18 protein-coding genes are annotated in these 15,727 nt (G+C 70.3%); 6 read left to right on the top strand and 12 right to left on the bottom strand.

Annotated elements, in window-relative coordinates; all coding sequences use genetic code 11:
- Nucleotides 1-32: 32 nt before the first annotated feature.
- The 7 genes from CcI49_RS17295 to CcI49_RS17270 all read right to left on the bottom strand — a co-directional run bounded on the left by CcI49_RS17295 (nt 33) and on the right by CcI49_RS17270 (nt 3,169).
- Nucleotides 33-1,211: a hypothetical protein gene (locus tag CcI49_RS17295; protein WP_076827696.1), complete on the bottom strand. Its 1,179-nt coding sequence runs from the start codon at nt 1,209-1,211 to the stop codon at nt 33-35.
- On the bottom strand, nt 1,208-1,378 hold the full coding sequence (locus CcI49_RS42105) for a hypothetical protein (protein WP_158230777.1): 171 nt from the start codon (nt 1,376-1,378) through the stop codon (nt 1,208-1,210). The genes CcI49_RS17295 and CcI49_RS42105 overlap by 4 nt, the downstream gene beginning before the upstream one ends.
- On the bottom strand, nt 1,375-1,617 hold the full coding sequence (locus CcI49_RS17290) for a hypothetical protein (RefSeq protein ID WP_076827693.1): 243 nt from the start codon (nt 1,615-1,617) through the stop codon (nt 1,375-1,377). The genes CcI49_RS42105 and CcI49_RS17290 overlap by 4 nt, the downstream gene beginning before the upstream one ends.
- Entirely contained in the window at nt 1,614-1,913 is a 300-nt protein-coding gene (locus tag CcI49_RS17285; RefSeq protein WP_076827691.1) for a hypothetical protein, read from the bottom strand. The genes CcI49_RS17290 and CcI49_RS17285 overlap by 4 nt, the downstream gene beginning before the upstream one ends.
- A complete protein-coding gene (locus tag CcI49_RS17280; protein WP_076827689.1) occupies nt 1,910-2,407 on the bottom strand; it encodes a hypothetical protein in 498 nt (165 codons plus the stop codon). The genes CcI49_RS17285 and CcI49_RS17280 overlap by 4 nt, the downstream gene beginning before the upstream one ends.
- Before the next feature lie 92 nt (nt 2,408-2,499).
- Entirely contained in the window at nt 2,500-2,880 is a 381-nt protein-coding gene (locus CcI49_RS17275) for a hypothetical protein (protein WP_076827687.1), read from the bottom strand.
- 82 nt (nt 2,881-2,962) lie between these two features.
- Nucleotides 2,963-3,169 carry a helix-turn-helix domain-containing protein gene (locus CcI49_RS17270; RefSeq protein WP_076827685.1) on the bottom strand — a complete coding sequence of 69 codons (207 nt, stop codon included), beginning with the start codon at nt 3,167-3,169 and terminating at the stop codon, nt 2,963-2,965.
- Nucleotides 3,170-3,301: 132 nt separating this feature from the next.
- Between CcI49_RS17270 and CcI49_RS42590 the strand changes: the two genes are divergently transcribed.
- On the top strand, nt 3,302-3,685 hold the full coding sequence (locus tag CcI49_RS42590) for a hypothetical protein (protein WP_076827683.1): 384 nt from the start codon (nt 3,302-3,304) through the stop codon (nt 3,683-3,685).
- Nucleotides 3,686-4,469: 784 nt separating this feature from the next.
- Complete coding sequence (locus CcI49_RS17260; protein WP_076827681.1) at nt 4,470-5,150, top strand: hypothetical protein; 681 nt, start codon at nt 4,470-4,472, stop codon at nt 5,148-5,150.
- A gap of 15 nt (nt 5,151-5,165) precedes the next feature.
- Here CcI49_RS17260 and CcI49_RS17255 read toward each other — a convergent pair whose 3' ends face one another.
- The 5 genes from CcI49_RS17255 to CcI49_RS17235 form a co-directional block, all read right to left on the bottom strand.
- A complete protein-coding gene (locus tag CcI49_RS17255) occupies nt 5,166-5,570 on the bottom strand; it encodes a type II toxin-antitoxin system PemK/MazF family toxin (RefSeq protein ID WP_076827679.1) in 405 nt (134 codons plus the stop codon).
- Nucleotides 5,567-6,118 (bottom strand): type II toxin-antitoxin system antitoxin SocA domain-containing protein, encoded by a 552-nt coding sequence (locus CcI49_RS17250; RefSeq protein WP_131831110.1) that lies wholly within the window; start codon nt 6,116-6,118, stop codon nt 5,567-5,569. Before CcI49_RS17250 ends, CcI49_RS17255 begins: the two co-directional genes overlap by 4 nt.
- A gap of 104 nt (nt 6,119-6,222) precedes the next feature.
- Nucleotides 6,223-6,519, bottom strand: a complete 297-nt coding sequence (locus CcI49_RS17245; RefSeq protein ID WP_076827675.1) for a hypothetical protein — start codon at nt 6,517-6,519, stop codon at nt 6,223-6,225.
- A gap of 142 nt (nt 6,520-6,661) precedes the next feature.
- Complete coding sequence (locus tag CcI49_RS17240; RefSeq protein WP_241840107.1) at nt 6,662-9,412, bottom strand: FtsK/SpoIIIE domain-containing protein; 2,751 nt, start codon at nt 9,410-9,412, stop codon at nt 6,662-6,664.
- A 67-nt stretch (nt 9,413-9,479) separates the two neighbouring features.
- On the bottom strand, nt 9,480-10,640 hold the full coding sequence (locus CcI49_RS17235) for a GGDEF domain-containing protein (RefSeq protein ID WP_054568052.1): 1,161 nt from the start codon (nt 10,638-10,640) through the stop codon (nt 9,480-9,482).
- A 567-nt stretch (nt 10,641-11,207) separates the two neighbouring features.
- Between CcI49_RS17235 and CcI49_RS17230 the strand changes: the two genes are divergently transcribed.
- From CcI49_RS17230 to CcI49_RS17215, 4 genes are all read left to right on the top strand, one after another.
- Nucleotides 11,208-12,365 (top strand): alkaline phosphatase PhoX, encoded by a 1,158-nt coding sequence (locus CcI49_RS17230; protein ID WP_076827673.1) that lies wholly within the window; start codon nt 11,208-11,210, stop codon nt 12,363-12,365.
- A 404-nt stretch (nt 12,366-12,769) separates the two neighbouring features.
- Nucleotides 12,770-14,314 carry a substrate-binding domain-containing protein gene (locus tag CcI49_RS17225; protein WP_054568050.1) on the top strand — a complete coding sequence of 515 codons (1,545 nt, stop codon included), beginning with the start codon at nt 12,770-12,772 and terminating at the stop codon, nt 14,312-14,314.
- Between the two features lie 227 nt (nt 14,315-14,541).
- Nucleotides 14,542-14,796, top strand: coding sequence for a DUF6191 domain-containing protein (locus CcI49_RS17220; protein WP_131831109.1), 255 nt, complete (start codon nt 14,542-14,544; stop codon nt 14,794-14,796).
- A gap of 203 nt (nt 14,797-14,999) precedes the next feature.
- Nucleotides 15,000-15,461: a pyridoxamine 5'-phosphate oxidase family protein gene (locus tag CcI49_RS17215; protein WP_076827669.1), complete on the top strand. Its 462-nt coding sequence runs from the start codon at nt 15,000-15,002 to the stop codon at nt 15,459-15,461.
- The last annotated feature ends 266 nt before the right edge of the window (nt 15,462-15,727 follow it).

Genomic DNA, 15,727 nt, shown 5'->3' with positions numbered 1-15,727 from the left:
CGCCGGCTGCTGCCGACCTGTACGGGCGGCCGTCACGCTCCGCCCCCGAAGACTTCGCGGTTCACCTGGTCCCGCAATTCGCGCGCAGTGTCCTGACCAACCCGCAGGGCACCGCGCAGCTGCGCGGCCGTGAGGGGCTTACCGGTCCGCCTCGCGAGCCTGCGGGCCGCGGCGAGCGCCTCATCTGGGGTCAGCTTCCGGCGGGCGTCCGGGTCGATCCGACGGCCCTTTCCGGGCGTCCCGGAATCACCCGACTCGGGCCTGTCGAGGACACCGACTCCACCCGTTCCCGGGGCCGACTCGCCGTCGTATTCCTGCTGGTCGGGCTCGGTAGTCGGGTCGGCGGCAAAGTCGGGTGACCCCCCGTCCGAGAAGGCCGGTTCGACGGGGCCGGCGTTGGGGTCGAGAGTGGCCAGCCAGCCGTCCCAGTCGGCCTCGGCCGGGGCGACCGGCCGGCCCGGTACGGCCGCTCTGGTGAGCTTCCGGCCGGCCTGCTGGTACACCCCCGCAACGAAGATCAACCGTGCGTTGCCGGCTTCGTCGAGCTCCACCGCTGCGGTGCGTACGGCGGTGCGGCGGGCCCGGTCGACACGGCGCTGCGCCTGCTTGTCGATGCGGGCGGCGGCTCGCTCCGCCCGGCTCCGGGGTGGGGAGGCGACGGCCAGCTGGTGGGCGGCCGGGCCGGCGACCGACACGATGCCCATCACGAGGCCGGTGACGATCGACCGTTCGGCGCCGTGCGCGAAGTTCAGCCCGAAGGCAACCGCGCCGAACACGATCATGCCGGTTTGGAGGGTGACCACCGGCCGGTCCGGGTGCCGGCGGCGGGACACGTGCACCGCGGCGGCGAACGCCCACACACCCAGCTCCGAAAGCAGGGGGAGTACAAGCCCGGTCGGGTTGCCGTAGGTGTGCCAGCCCCAGGCGGCCATGCTCGGCACCGCCATGACCGCGGAGACGACCGCGAGGGGATACACCCACAGCTCGACGGCGTGCTCCCGCCGCCACGCGGCCCGCTTCGCCTTCCGTGCGTCCTTCTCCGCCCGGCGGGAGGCCGCACGCTGGTCAGCCTCCGCCTGTGCACGCATCGCCAGGTCGGCGGCGGCGGCCTGGTCCTCCCGGGCCAGCTCCGCCGCCGCTGCCCGGTCGAGGCGGGCCTGTTCCCGCTCAGCGGCCCGTTCCGCGAGTCGCCGTTCCGTCCAGGCGTTCATCGCCGGTCTCCCTGCTGGCCGCTGCCGTTGCCGCTGTTCTGGCCGCGGCCGGCGTGCTCGTCGGGGTCGTTCCGGGACAGCGCGCCGTTGCCGGGGCTGTCCCGGTTGGCCGGCGGCGGGCACTCCTTCGGGAGCCGGCCCCGGGCCGGGTTGGCGGGGGCGCTCACAGGGCACCGCCGGTGGCGACCAGGCGGACCGCCAGGGCGTAGCGGACGGCGGCAGCGCACTCCTGCGTGCCGCCGATGGCCTGCCGCAGGGCGGAGTACAGCGCGCCCGTGGCTGCCGCGTAGAGCTGCCCGTTCGGGTCGTCGAGGTAGCGGCTGTACTCCGTGCGGACCCTGGCCAGGTCAGCCTCGGTTGGCCGGCAGTCCGCCGGCAGCTCCGGGTAGCAGTCCTCGGCGCTCACCAGGCACCACCCGTCTGGGCGGTGGTCGCCGCCAGGGTGGCGCCGTGCTCGATGTCCAGCTCGGCGCACAGCGCGTCGTACACCCGCCTGTGCGCCACCAGCGTGCGCACGTAGGCGGCGGCCATCCACCGGTTACCGATGGCCAGGGCCTGGGCGAGGTTCTCGGAGTGCACCGTCACGGCCGCCAGCTCGGACCGCAGCGCGCTGTACTCACCGCAGTCGGCGAAGTGCGCGCGTGCGCGGGCCATGTCCCCGGCGGTCGGCTCCAGCTCGGAGGCCGGGATCAGCGCCTTCACGCTGCCACCGCCAGCTTCCCGGCGCTGTCCGCCTGGGCGTCGGTGGCCGGGGCGCTGTCCGTGCTGCTGGCCTCCGTGACGGTGACAATYATCGACGGGGCGACCGAGACCATCGGGACCTCACCGAGGYCGTACCGGGCGTAGGTGGCCCGGATCGCGGTCAGGTCCGCCATGCTCCGGGTGGACGGCTTGTAGGCGATGGTCACGCGGCCGTAGACCCCGGCGGGCAGGCCCTTGAGGGTCTTGGCGGCCTTCCGCTTCGCCTGGGCGCCGATCCGGTCGGCCTTGGCAGCGGCGAGGTGCACGGGCGCCCACGCCTCGATCTCGGCGATTGACGGCACCACGGCGGGGCCCGCGGGGGCCTTCTCGGTGGTGGCGGCCGCGGGGGCGGGGTTCACCGCGGTGAGGATCCGGACCGCAGCGCGGGTGACGAGCCGGCGTGTGATGCCGGCGGCCCGGGAGCGGAGCCGGGTGAGGGTGGGATGCTGGGGCACAGCGGAGCCTTCCTGGTGCTGTCAGGTGGTTTCGTCAGCCCCCGCCCGGAGGTCGCAACTCTCGGGCGGGGGCGCCTTGCGTGTGGGGCCGGTCAGGCGGCAGCCGGGGTGCGGCTGGCCGGCGGCTCGGTGGCCGCCGCGAACCAGGGGTCGCACTCCTCGGAGCCGTACTCGGCCATCACCTGCGCGCGGGCCAGTGCCACCGAGCTCGGGACGGCGCCGAAGATCTCGATGGTGTCGCGCAGCGGTGACCAGTTGGTGATCAGCGCGTCGGCGGGCATCGCCGCAGCCGCCCGCGCCAAGTCTCCGAACGTCGCGCCAGCCGACAGGCCAATGCCGGGCCAAGGGCCGGTGGGGTCGGCGTACATGACCGCGTCGCTCGAGTCGGTGATTCCGGCGGCCTCGTCGACGCCAGGGCGGATCTCGGCGGTCGCGGGACGGTAGCCGGGGACGTAGGCGAGGATGTCACTCATGGCTTGATGCTCCTGTGTTCGCAGGGGTTTCAGGTCCAGGCCCCGGGCCGGAGGTGCGAACTCCGACCGGGGCCGCCTTCGTTCAGACAGTGGGCTGGCTGGTTGCTATGGCGGCCACGTCGCTGAGCCGGTAGCGCAGGCGACCCGACGGCAGCGTCTCCGCCGGAACCCCGCCCGATCTCGCCCAGCGGATCAACGTCCGCTGGTGGATCCGTAGACCCCGGTCGGCGAGCTCGCGGATCGCCTCACCTGTCGTGAGAAGCGGATCCGGGCTGGTTTCGTGCTCCATGTCCCTCCCTTCGTGGCCTCGGTGCGTTTGTGACAGGGGCGACGTTAGCGCATAGAGTGGCACAAGCGCAAATGCGTTTGCGCTAGACGCTTGGGCAACCGTCCGTGGTTGTGCCGTGCCAGGATTGGAGGTGTGACCCGCCCGGATGAGCCGCAGCTCTGGACCACGAGCGACATCGCCAACCGGATCGGGACCTCTCGCGAACGGGCCCGTCAGCTCACCAAGACCGACACGTTTCCGCGGCCGATCACCCGCGGCCTACGCGGCGCAGTGCCGTTCTGGCGCCCCGAGGACGTCGAGAACTGGATCACCATCCATCGGCCGGACGCTGTCCGTGACGCAGACGTCGAGAAGCTGCCGGAGCTCTGGGCTGCCGCCGACGTCGCAGCGCACCTCGGAAAGCAGCCGCACGAGCTCTTGGCGCTGGCAGACCTGCCAACCGCCGTCTACCGGCTGCACCACGCTCGCCTCTGGAAGGCGGACGAGATCCGCGCGTGGGCCGCCGACCGGGGCTGACTCGCTCGACCACCAATCGCCGGCAGAGCACTTCCGTCGGCCAACGAAACGGGCCCGCCCGGTGCTACCAACACCCGACGGGCCCTTGATCACCCCCTGAACCAGCAGGAGATGACCCGTGGGCCATGATGCCCAACATGGCGCGTCCGGCGCGCCAGAACCCCCCGACGGGGACGAGAAGCCGGACACGGTCCGGACTGTGCTTCACCGCGGTGACCTGTCCCGCGACTTCGGCCGGATCCCCAACGCGACGCTCCGCGCGGTGCAACTCCCCGCGCTGGCCTACAAGATCCTTCACTACGCGCTCTCGCACGCGGAGAGCTACCTCGTGAACGCCGAGCACCTGGAGCGGGAGTTCCCGGAGGGGCGCCGCGCGATTGCCGCCGCATGCCAAGCGCTCGAAGCCACCGGGCACCTGGAGAGGCCGCGGGCCAGGCGGGAGCGTGGGCGGTGGACACCCGCCCCGTGGATCTTCCACGCCACCCCGGCCAGCAGCACAGCAGGATCCGCAGACGGTAGCGAACCGAGCACGCCCACCGCGCTACCGGTTTCCGCAATGCGGTCAACCGCACCGCCGTCGGCCGCAACGCGGCAACCGGGTGGACAAGTACTAGAAGACCAGAGCAAGAAGACCAGTGAAGAAGATCAGAGAACTTCTGATGATGATCTCGCGCGTGCGCACGAGACTGATCCAATTGTGGAAAACCCCAACCCCAGGGCAGAACCCACCCCGCCCGGCACCAGCGCCACGGCAGATACGGGCCCGCCGGCCCCGCACCAGCCGATGCCCACAGCCGGCACCAGCCCGGCCGGGTCTACCCCGAGCACCGAGGAGAACGAGGGGCAGACTCCCGCTGTCGATGCCAGTATCGACCTGGTCCAGGCGCTCATCGGCCTGGTCCGCGAGGTGACCGGGCAGAGCATCGATCGCGAGCTCGCTGAGAAGGGCGTGGCGATGGTGCTCCACGCGAAGGACGGCACCCCACGCGCAGTGTCGGACCCGGTGGCGTACCTGCGGACGGCGGTCGAGGCGGCCCCGACCCGGTTCCTGGCCTCGGTGATCCCGCCGCAGGTCGGCGGCCGGTGGGAGAGCAAGGCCGCGCGGCGTGCCCGCGGCTTCGACGAGCTGCGCACCTGGGCGGCGGAGGCCACCGACGGCGRCAAGCGCCTCGACAACACGGGCACGGTCGTCATCACCGAGGACGGGCAGCCCGCCAGCGTGGCCCCAGCTGAGCCGCTGAGCGACCCGTGGGGCACCGGAACCGCACCAGGTGGGTGGATGGGCACACCCGCACCCCAAACGGCTAGCAGGGGTGTTCCCGCCTGGTGCGGCTCCTGCGGCGGAGACGCCGGCCACTCACCCGCGGTCATGAAGGCGAACACGGCCTACAGGACCGACACCGGCCGGCCCGCTGGCGCCCCCTGCCCGAGGTGCCACCCAGGCGTGGTCCAGGCTGCGGCATGACCGCCTCGCAGGCGCTCAGCCCTTCGGGTCGTCCTCTTCGTCTTCGTCTTCGAGGCCGTGGTAGGCCGCCATGTTCGCCTGGACGTGGAGGAGCAGAGCTTCGGGTAGAACCCCCACCTGATCTTGGAGGTCCGCCTTAAGGATGGGCTGTGACAAGGGAATACGCACCCAACACTTCCGCTCGACGTTCCCCTGACCTGCGTTGATCTTCACGCACCAGCGGGTTTTCCGGGTGCTCTGAGAGGACAGGGGCATGATCTGGACGAGAGGCCAGGCGGGATCGCCGTTCGACGGTCCGGAGACCACCAGGACCATCCGTCGTGGGTGGTTCAAGCGATTGGTCTCGGGCGGCATGCTGATCTTGTCGTCGTTGATCCAGTAGATGCCGCCGATGACGATGGGACGCCACCCAGAGCTCACGGATCTCCGATCATCAGCCTGTTCGCCGCGCCGCGGAGCGGGGCGAGCTCCTCCAGCTCGCGCGCCATCTCCTCTTCCACATCATCATCGTCGAACTCTTCCGGCTGCTCCCGCAGGACCTCACGGAGTCGTGCGAGCGTGCGCCGCACCCGGGGGACTGGCCGCACGATGTCCAGGTCGAGAACCACGCCCCGATGACCGCCCTTGAGCGCTTCGACCATCGGCGGTGTCTGGTAGCTGAGCTGCTTGAGCGACGAAGCTGCGAGGTTCCCCATCTCCGCGACGATGTCGATCAGATATCGCTCTTCGTCCTCAGGTAGATGCAGACCAGTGTCGTTCACCAGCCTCAGACGGACCTCGCGGCCGAACGCATACGATCTCGGCTCACTGCTGACGACCCCGTCCGCCACAAGCTGATCCTCAAGGTCCAGCAGGGCGTTACTGAACGGGCCGTGGTGCAACCACTTCCACTCCACACCGCTGACGGGGACCTCGCCGGCCTGGACCGCCCGCAAATCGGCTAGGTAGAGCATCTTGGCGAGCTTCATCCGATTGATCACAAATCCGCTGGCCCGCGCGGCACGGAGCACCGCCAGAACAGCGGCACGCCGCCGGCTGCCGGAGTTCGTCGAGGGGTCCTCCGCAGGGCTCACTACTCGCATGCTACGCACGAGGTCAAATCGAAGCAGGAGAAACGCATCACAGACGAGGTGCGCGCCGCGGCGATCTCCAGCTTGCGCGGGTCGCCGTTCATAGCCACGAGGTAGGCACCGAAGCGGGTGAGGTGGACGTCGGAGACTTCCACCGACCGCCGGCCGCTGAAGTTGACCTTCGAGGCTCCTCGAAAGTGATCTTCCGGGTCGTGCCCCGCGTTCTCGCAGGCCACCCTGCCCCGCTCGGCCGCAACCGCGAACCGCTCGTACTTCGAGTACCCGAACGGTGGAGCCAACTCCCGCGCGGACCAGAACTCCCGGCCATGCTCGTCGATCTGCCGCAGCGCGTCGAACGGGGACGGCGAACCCCGGCTCGGACTCCAGGTCCGGCCGAGGGCATCGGTGGCGTCTGCCTGGCGGACGCAGGTGGTGGTCCTATTAACGACTGGTCGTGTTGGCCAGGATCTCCGGCGAGACGACGCCGGCGGGGCGCTGGGTGGCGAGCACCAGGTGCATGCCCAGCGAGCGCCCTCGGCCCGCAAGCCCCACCAGGCCGGTGACGAAGTCCGGGAGCTCACGGACGAGCGCGGCGAACTCGTCCACGACGACGACGAGCCGCGGCAACGGATCCGGCTGCATCCCGCCTGGTACGTCGGACCCGGTCGACCCGGCGGGCCGGGCGCGCCGGGTACGCACGGCGCGTCGGTACTCGCCGATGTCCTTGCAACCAGCGGCTGCGAACAGCGACTCCCGCCGCCGCAGCTCAGCGCCGAGGGAGTCCAGCGCGCGCTGGACCAGGTGCGGATCGAGATCGGTGACGAGGCCGACGGCGTGCGGCAGCCGGGCGCAGTCACCGAAGGCACTGCCACCCTTGTAGTCGATCAGGACGAAGGTCATCTCGTCGGGGCGGTTGTGGATGGCCAGCGAGGCGACCAGGGACTGGAGAAGCTCGGACTTTCCCGCCCCCGTGGTCCCGGCGACGAGGGCGTGTGGTCCGTCGCGGCTCAGGTCGAGGTTGACTGCTCCGGTCGGGCACACGCCAATCGGAAACGTCGCCGCGCCGCCAGCCGTGATCCAGCGTGGGGCGAGCACCCGTGAGCTCGGTGGATCCAGCTCCAGAAGATCCAGCAGCCGGATGTCCGTCGGCAGCCGCGTCCCGCCCGATGCCTGGGGCCCGGGATCACGTAGTGGCGCCAACGCACGGGCCAACCGCTCGCACCATCGCCCAGCCGCGGTGGTGGACTCGGAAGCGGCGGTTGTGGTCGCCGAGAGCCTTGTGGAGATCGATTCCCTGGGAGCTCCGCGGGGCCGGTCGGCTGTGGAGGGCGTTTCCGCGCCACCGACGAGATCCGGCTGGATGCGGTCGATGTCCGGGTGCCCCTGCTGTCGCAACCGAACCCCGGCCGGGCCTTCGTCCACGACTGCCACGCACTCGGGCGGGAGGAGCCGTGGGTCGTGTTCGAGGCAGACCACGTGTATGCCGACGCCAGGCCCGGACCGCAGTACCGGGATCAGCGCGGCGCGCAGCGTAGCCGCGCCTTCGATGACAGCCAGGATCGCGGGAGCGCCCCCGGTCCGGCTGCCGGCGCCGCGATCGGCCAGGCGCAGCCGTGCTTCGGTCAGCGCCACCAGCTCATCGACCAGACGCGCCCGGCCCGGCCCATCGGCGCCGACGTGCACGGAGCCCGGCGGACCGCCGGCTGGGCGGCAGTGCGGCAGCCACCGCGTCCACTCCCAGCTCGGCGCCGCGGCGGGGTCGACGGCAAGGTGGATCGCCAGATCTCGCGGGCTGTGAAGCGCCGCGGCCTGCGAAACGAGCCAGAAGCCGAGCCTTCGGGCGAAACCGCTCGCGCCGACGACGCCGAGGACGCCGATATCGGGCAGCGGGACCGTGACCGGCACGGCCCGCAACATCCATCGGGTTGTCCGGCGGTGGTCCGGCGCCGCCGGGTCCTCCAGCCGGACTCGGCTCGGCACGTCTCCCGTGCCCACACGAAGGTGCAGGAAGTCGGGATCTTCCGGGCGACGCTCCCACAGGCCGCGCCGAGGCCCCACCGCACGCAGCATCACCGCAGCGGCGTCGGGGTGGGACGCGCGCCGGACGGCGGACTCGTGCTGCAGCGCGGCTGCGRCATCCCGTTCGACGTCGGCTCTGGAGTGCTGGTACTCGGCGAGCGCGCGACGATGGTCGCGTCTGTTGCGGCGTTTGCCCGCCAGATGGGATCCCAACAGGGACAACGGCGCCAGCGCCGCGAACAGCAGGAGGTGGGCGGCGTGCAGGACAACTGCCATGCCACCGGCGGCGACCGCCGGCAGGAGCGCTGCCAGTACCGGGGGCGGCGCGGCCGGCGGCGCCGTGGGCAGTACGGGCAGGCGGTAGCGGCTGTCGCCGGCCCAACGCACCAGACGTGGCTCCCGGCTGATCTCGAGACCTGATCCGGCATGCTCCGGCCGAAGCAGTGCGTCTGGCGGACTGGGCGCGGTGAGCAGCAGAGACCTGCCTCCGACCTGCATCGCCAGCCCGGCCAGGTCACTCGCGTGCCGTAGCGCGGAGAAGGTGACGGGGCCGGTGCGCCGGCAACCGTCGATCCACACCTCGGACTGAACCGTGGGTGTGACGACGCAGGAACCGTCGACCTCGATCCGCAGGGTCAGCGCCTGTGGCGGTGCTGTCTGCTCGGGAAGAACGATGCCACCGAGAGGATCCGCGCCGACACCGTACTCGCCGGCGGCGAGCTGGTATACGGCTCCCGAGCCCGGGCCGCCGGTGACCCGGAGCTCGACCAGGCCCAGGGCTTCTCTGCGCTGGCCGAGTGGTGTCCCGAGGCCCACCAGCGATCCGTCGCGCAGTGGGGATGCGCCGAGCCGCAGCGCCGCGTCGATCTCGACGCCGTCGATCTGGACGGATGGTGCGGGTACCCGTCGGTGCTGCGACGTGGCTGGATGGCGCTCCCGGCCGCCAAGGGGAGACCCGCGTCCGCTGGGAGGGCGCCCGCGGTTGCTGGGAGGGTGCCGCCCGGAGCCCGGGTTGTCGCTGCCACCCGGCCGCGACGCCGCCAACGCGTCGGCGATCACGCGCATCGGTGTCTCGGGGGCGGCACGGATGAGAACGGTCCGGACGTCGGCCGACTGCGCGGGAGCCTGGCCGTCGGCCGCCCGCGGATGCCCGTTCTCGGCTGGCAGCGCCACGGTGCAGGTGATCCACATGGCCGGCACGATACCGGTGGAGAGCGACTGCTCTCTCTGTGTTACCTAGTCAGGAGAGTTGATTCGGTTGAGGATCGTTCGACTGCGCGAAACGCCGGCCTCTCGCCCGCACAACTTCGTCGCCAGCCGCTCTCACCAGCGCCTCCGCGTCGGACGACGGCGTTCCTGAACCTGCCGGGCCCATGGCCGCGGCCGAACCGAGCGGCTTGGGCGACGCGGCGACGTCATGGCCCGATCGGAGTCGTCCCACGAAGGCCAGCCCAACGCTCACCGTGATCTGGATCTGCTGTCCGTCGACGAGCAAGGGCTCAGCGAGGGAGGAACCGACCTGGTCCGCCAGAAGGGTTGCCGCTGAGCTGGTCGTCTTCGACATGACGATGACGAACTCGTCGCCGCCCCAGTGGCCGAGCAGCGCATCGGAACCGAGCACGGCCTGAAACCGCCGCGTCACCGCGCAGAGAGTGCTGTCGCCGACCGCGTAGCCGTACCTCTCGTTGACCAGGCGAAATCGGTCCAGATCCAGGAACAGGATGGCCACTCCGGGGACCTCGGTCCCCGGAGTGACAGGCCGCCCGGTCGCCGGCGCTCGTGTCGTCGTCACTCGCGCTGGCATAGCCCGAACGGGGCCCGGCGTCGGAGGCTGGCTCGCGCTACTCGCCCGTGGGGATGGTGTTCGTCGTTCGCTGGGACTGGTCCGGCCGGGCGGCGCGGCATAGCCCGGTTCGACCGCCGCGTTCGCTTCCAGGGCATCGTCGATCAGATCACGGAGCGCCAGGCGGTTGGGAAGCCCGGTCACCGGATCATGCAGGGCACGTTGTCGAAGCGCGACGGCCTGGCCGTGGCGTTCGGTCACGTCGTCGACCACCACAACCAGTCCGTCCCCACGGCTCAGCCCTCTGATCCGGACATCCACCCAACGCTCGCCGCGGGGCGAGGAGACGGGGAGCTCGAGGTGCACCTGCTCGCGGCGTGAGTTGAGCATCCGCCGGGTCAGGAGAGCGAGCTGGCGCAGCGGAGCCGCGTCCTGGCCGGCGGTGTCACAGGCGGCGAGCCAGCTGGTACCGGGGCGGACCGGGACGACCGCGAGCCCCGCGGCGGCGCTGCGCCGCCACGCGTCGTTGAGGCGCACGACCGTTCCGTCCGGCCCGAGAACGGCGATGCGGGACGGCAGGGAGTCGAGGACCACGGCAGCCAGATCGTCGGTGATCACCGAACCTGTGTCCTCCCGGGAGATGGAAGCCGTGGCTGTAGCTGTCTCGGTCCTGCCACCGGCCGTCATGGATCAGTGCAGACGCCCGTTTCGATGTGGTGGTGGTGCTCCGACCGATGYCCGCGATCCTTGACCGCAGGCTGACGCCCTGCCCGACAAAGGTCTCTCCGGAGTGAGAACGATGCGTTTCGATGGTGTTAACGGTGTTGTTATCTTGGGTTTTCCGGTAATCAGGCGGCGAAATCTGCCCGGCCTGGTTTCCGGTGGGTGGAGGTCGCTGCGGCGCCCGCCAGGGGCCGCCGAGGGATGCGCCGTCGGGTGTTCCGTACCTCCAGCGCCACGTTCGCGTGGTACCTTCGCGCGCCGCGAGGCGCGCATGTCGGCGGCGCGTGGTCGACCCGGAACGTTCATCTGAGCGTCGTGGTGCCGGATCCGGCCGCAAAGTAGGTTTCGTGTTCGTTGAAACACAGCCTGTTTGACCGGAAGGAGTGCAGGGTGAGCCTTTTCGATCGTCGACCTGCATCTGCAGAACCCCCGACCATGCACCGTGAGGCGGAAAAGGCTCGTATGAACCGTCGGACACTTTTCCGTCTTTCCGTGGCGGGGGCGGGGACCGCCGTATTCGCCGGAGCGGCCTGGGACGCGGCTCTTGCTGCCTCAGCCCAGCCCGGAACAAGCCCGTACGGGCCGCTCGGTGCCGCCGATGCGAACGGAGTGGCATTGCCGAGCGGCTTCACCAGCCGAATCGTGGCGAGGTCCGGTCAGGCCGTGTCGGGCACCTCGTATCTCTGGCACGGGGCACCGGACGGAGGCGCCTGCTTCCCCCGGGACGGCGGCGGCTGGGTCTACGTCTCCAATTCGGAGCTTCCGGTGATAGGAGGGGCCTCGGCCCTGCGTTTCGACGCGAACGGAACCATCGTTTCGGCTGGGTCCATCCTGTCCTTTTCCAACGCGAACTGCGCAGGTGGCCCGACGCCGTGGGGAACCTGGCTGTCCTGCGAGGAGATCTGGCTCGGACGGGTGTTCGAAACCTTCCCGCAGGGCGGAACGTCAGCGGTAAGCCGTCCGGCGATGGGGCGCTTCAAGCACGAGGCCGCCGCCTGCGACCCCGTTCGGCAGGTGGTCTACCTGACCGAGGACGAGACCGACGGATGCTTCTACCGCTTCCGGCCGACGACCTGGGGCGACCTGTCGTCGGGAACGCTGGAGGTGCTCACGGCCACCACCGGCGCGACCGGACCCGTCGGGTGGGCTCGGGTACCCACCCCGGCGGGGCTCCTGCAGGCGACGCGAAACCAGGTCTCGGCCGCGGCGCATTTCAACGGTGGAGAGGGCTGCTGGTACGCGAACGACATCTGCTACTTCACCACGAAGGGCGACAACCGGGTCTGGGCCTACAACGCGTCCGCCCAGTCGCTGTCCATTCTCTACGATGCCGCTCAGGCCGGCGCGAACCCGCCGCTGACCGGCGTTGACAACATCACAGGCTCGCGTGCCGGGGATCTCTTCGTGGCCGAGGACGGCGGCAACATGGAGATCAACATCATCACCCCGGACGGAATCGTGGCGCCGCTTCTGCGGGTCGACGGCCACAGTGGTTCGGAGATCACCGGGCCGGCCTTCACGCCGGCCGGCGACCGGCTCTACTTCTCCTCGCAGCGCGGCACGACGAACTCGTCCACAGCCGGCATCACCTTCGAGGTCACCGGTCCCTTCCGGGTCTGACCGGACGGAGCCCAGCCCAGATCGGCCCAGCCCAGATCGGCCCAGCCCGGCGTCGTCCGGCGCGCGCGTCGGCTCCACCGGCAGGTCGAGATCGCGAAGGGATGGGCTCCCCACGCGCATTCCCGCCCCCGGCAACCCGGCTCCGTCGGGTTGCCGGGAAACCTGCTGGCGCCAAATGATGTGCCTTGTTCCGCCTTGTTCCGCCGCATCCTCCTGCTTTGCGAAGCGGTACCAGAGCCAGCCCGGACGAACAGGTCAGGGGCGGGATTTCGAGCGTTCCGATGAATTCACGGCGAACTTTCGGTGGCCGACTGGGCCGCGATCTTCTCCCTGGTCCCCGCGGGTCATACGGTAATCAGGTCGGTGCGAGGGGTCATAAGGGGCGTGCGGGGGTGAACTGACGCGTGGAATGGTTGAGTACCGAGAACCTGGTAGCGATACTCACCGCACTGCTCGGTATTGCTGCGTCGTTCGCGGTCGTGTGGTACGAGCGTCGGGTGCCACGCCGGCGGCGCATCGGATACCGAGTGCAGATGGACATGCCCGTCGGCGGTGATGACCGGAGTGGGCAGGGCCAGGCCGATATTCGCCTGGGCCTTTTCAACGACCTTCCCGACATGGCGGATGCCACCCTCGTACTGCTCCGGATCGAGAACGACGGTGCGGAAAGCGTCGCCGACACCGACTACACCAGTCGTGACCTCCACGGCCTCACCGCCGTCTTCGCGGGCCGCGTCGTCCGGGGGGTCGCGGTCACCGTCACCCAGCCCGACGCCGAGCACCTCATGGAGCACTTCACCGCGTCCCGTGGCATGCGTAACAGCGGTAACACCATCTACCTGCCCAGGGTGCCGCTCAACCGTGGCCAGCACTACAAGCTCCTGGTACTTCTCACCGGCGGTGGGGTCGGTTCCGCGGTCCGGGTCAGCGGCGGGATCCGGGACGGCGCGGTGGCGCCCAACCGAAGCACGACGGTCGACGACAAGCCACCGTTGTTCAGCCAGCCGTCCCGCCTGATCACCGTTCTGCTCACGGTCTGCGTGACCGTGCTGGCCAGCATCATCGTGGTGGGTGATGGCACCCCACAGCCGATCGGCTGTGCCGCGGGAAACCTGACCGTCAACGGTTCGACGGCCTTCGCGCCGGTCATGCGGGAGGTGGCCGCAAGGTATGAGGCGGACTGCGCGGGTGCAACGGTCACGGTGGACACGCGCGGCAGCAACGAGGGCCTGACGAAGCTGGCCGCGGCGGGTTCCCCGGCGAAGGGCGCGCCGGAGATGATCACAATCTACGACGGCGCCGGACCGCAGGCGAACGCGGAACTCCTGTCGACCCGGGTCGGTGTCTCCGCCTTCGCCGTCGTGGTGAACAACGACCTGCCGGTGAAGAATCTCACCACGGACCAGGTCCGCAGAATATTCCGCGGGGATTTTCTCAACTGGAGCCAGCTCGACGGGCCTGATCTTCCGATCTCCCTGGTGAGCCGGGACGCCGACTCCGGAACCCGTGACCTGTTCCGGCGCGTTGTACTCGGAGCCGAAGGGGAGCCGGCGTTCACCTCGTACGACTGCGCGCGCCAGATCTACCCGCAGGACGGGGGCAAGGTGATCCGGTGTGAGCGGCGCAGCACCGGGGAGGTGCTCGCCGGGGTCGCGAGTCTGCCAGGAGCCATCGGCTACAGCGAGCTGAGGGCCGCCCTGGCGGTACCGGGCCTGCATACCGTGAGCCTCGACGGGCATTCACCGTCGATCGAGTCCCTCGGCAAAATGAGCTATCCGTTCGCCGCAGTGGAATTCGCCTACACCTATGGGCCGCCGCGCGCGGGTTCCCTCACCGCGAGCTTCCTTACCTATCTCACCCGTGACATCGGTCAAAGCGTGATGCGGGAGCAGGGGCACCTTCCCTGCTACACCCCGGAAGGCTTCCGCCGCTGCGAAGACCAACCCTGAACGGCCGGCGACCACCCCTGACGCGGTGGCGGTGACGGGTGCAGGCGTCTGGAACATCGGGAACCGGCCGGTCGTCCGGGTCTTCGTCAGGCTGTGGCGCTCGTTTGGTTCATGACCATCCCCGGGCTCGTCTGCGTCCTGGTTCTCCTCAGTGCGGTCGATCGCTTCGCCACGTGGGCAACACTCGCAGCTGGCTTCCGTGGCAACGCCGCCACGGTGGCCGCGGCGTGTCCACGGTCGTGCTCGACGAGTTGGAAGCCTGCTTCTATGCCGGCAAGCGACTCCAGATCGAGCAGCGCCGTACGGAGGAGATCCTCCGCGACGACGACTCCGAGGGCGCCCCACCCCGAGCGGAGCCCACTCAGGCGATCGTCCGCCTGCCAGTCGTGGCGGTGTCGCCGGGTTCGTCAGGGAATCCAGACACCCGGGCGACTGACATCCTGGCTGTGCCGATGCGGGCAGGACGCCCCGGACAGGCTTGACGCAGGCGTCCGCCCGGCCGCGCGTGGCCACGGCTGTTTCGGGCGGTCACGGACTGTCGCGGCACCTCATGGTCGCGATCGGCGCTGGGGGCGGTACGGTTCGTGCGCCAGCGTGAGATCTCGAAAATTTGGTCGGGGTGTGCGGTGGTCGCCGACGGTGTGGTCGGCGGGTCGGTTTCCGCCGGTCAGGTCGAGGAGTTGCCGTGGGCCCGTTGTCGCTGCAGGAGCTGATCGACTCCGAGGAGTTCGCGCTTGATCACGCCGGCCTCGCCGTGCTGCCGTTCGATGCGTGCATCCGGCTGTTGGGGACGGTGCCGGTGGGCCGGGTGGCCTTCGTGTCGGACGGCCAGGTCGTCCTGTTGACCGTCAATCACGCGATGGATGGCGACAGTGTGGTCTTCCGGTCGGCCGTCGGCTCCAAGCTGTCGGCGGCGGTGAACCATGACTCGGTCTCCTTCCAGGCCGACTGGTTCGACCCGGAGACCAGGGCGGGATGGAGCGTCCTGGTCACCGGTGTGGCGAGTCCTGTCGTCGAGGGCGCTCAGACCGCGGCACTGGAGCTCCTGGGGCTGGAGCCCTGGGCGGACGTCGTCGAGCGGCCGTTCTGGATCCGGATCGACCCGCGGTCGGTGACCGGCCGGGCGGTCGTGCGCGCGGAAGCCTGACCTTCGGCCCGCCCGCCCACCTGGCCGCCCGCCCACCCGCCTGGCCGGCGGGTACAGGGCCGCCCGCCCACCCGCCTGGCCGGCGGGCACAGGGCCGCCCGCCCACCCGCCTGGCCGGCGGGCACAGGGCCGCCCGCCCACCCGCCTGGCCGGCGGGCACAGGGCCGCCCGCTCGAGATCGCGTCCAACGGCAGGCTGCGGATGCCTGCCGCGCTCCATCGCGGCCGGAGGGCCCGCTGCCACCGACATGCTGGCACCTCACCGAC

It is taken from the genome of Frankia sp. CcI49 (assembly GCF_001983215.1).
Lineage (GTDB): Bacteria > Actinomycetota > Actinomycetes > Frankiales > Frankiaceae > Parafrankia > Parafrankia irregularis.
The sequence above is the reverse complement of the archived record's forward strand: the minus strand, read 5'-3'. Positions and strand labels throughout refer to the sequence as shown.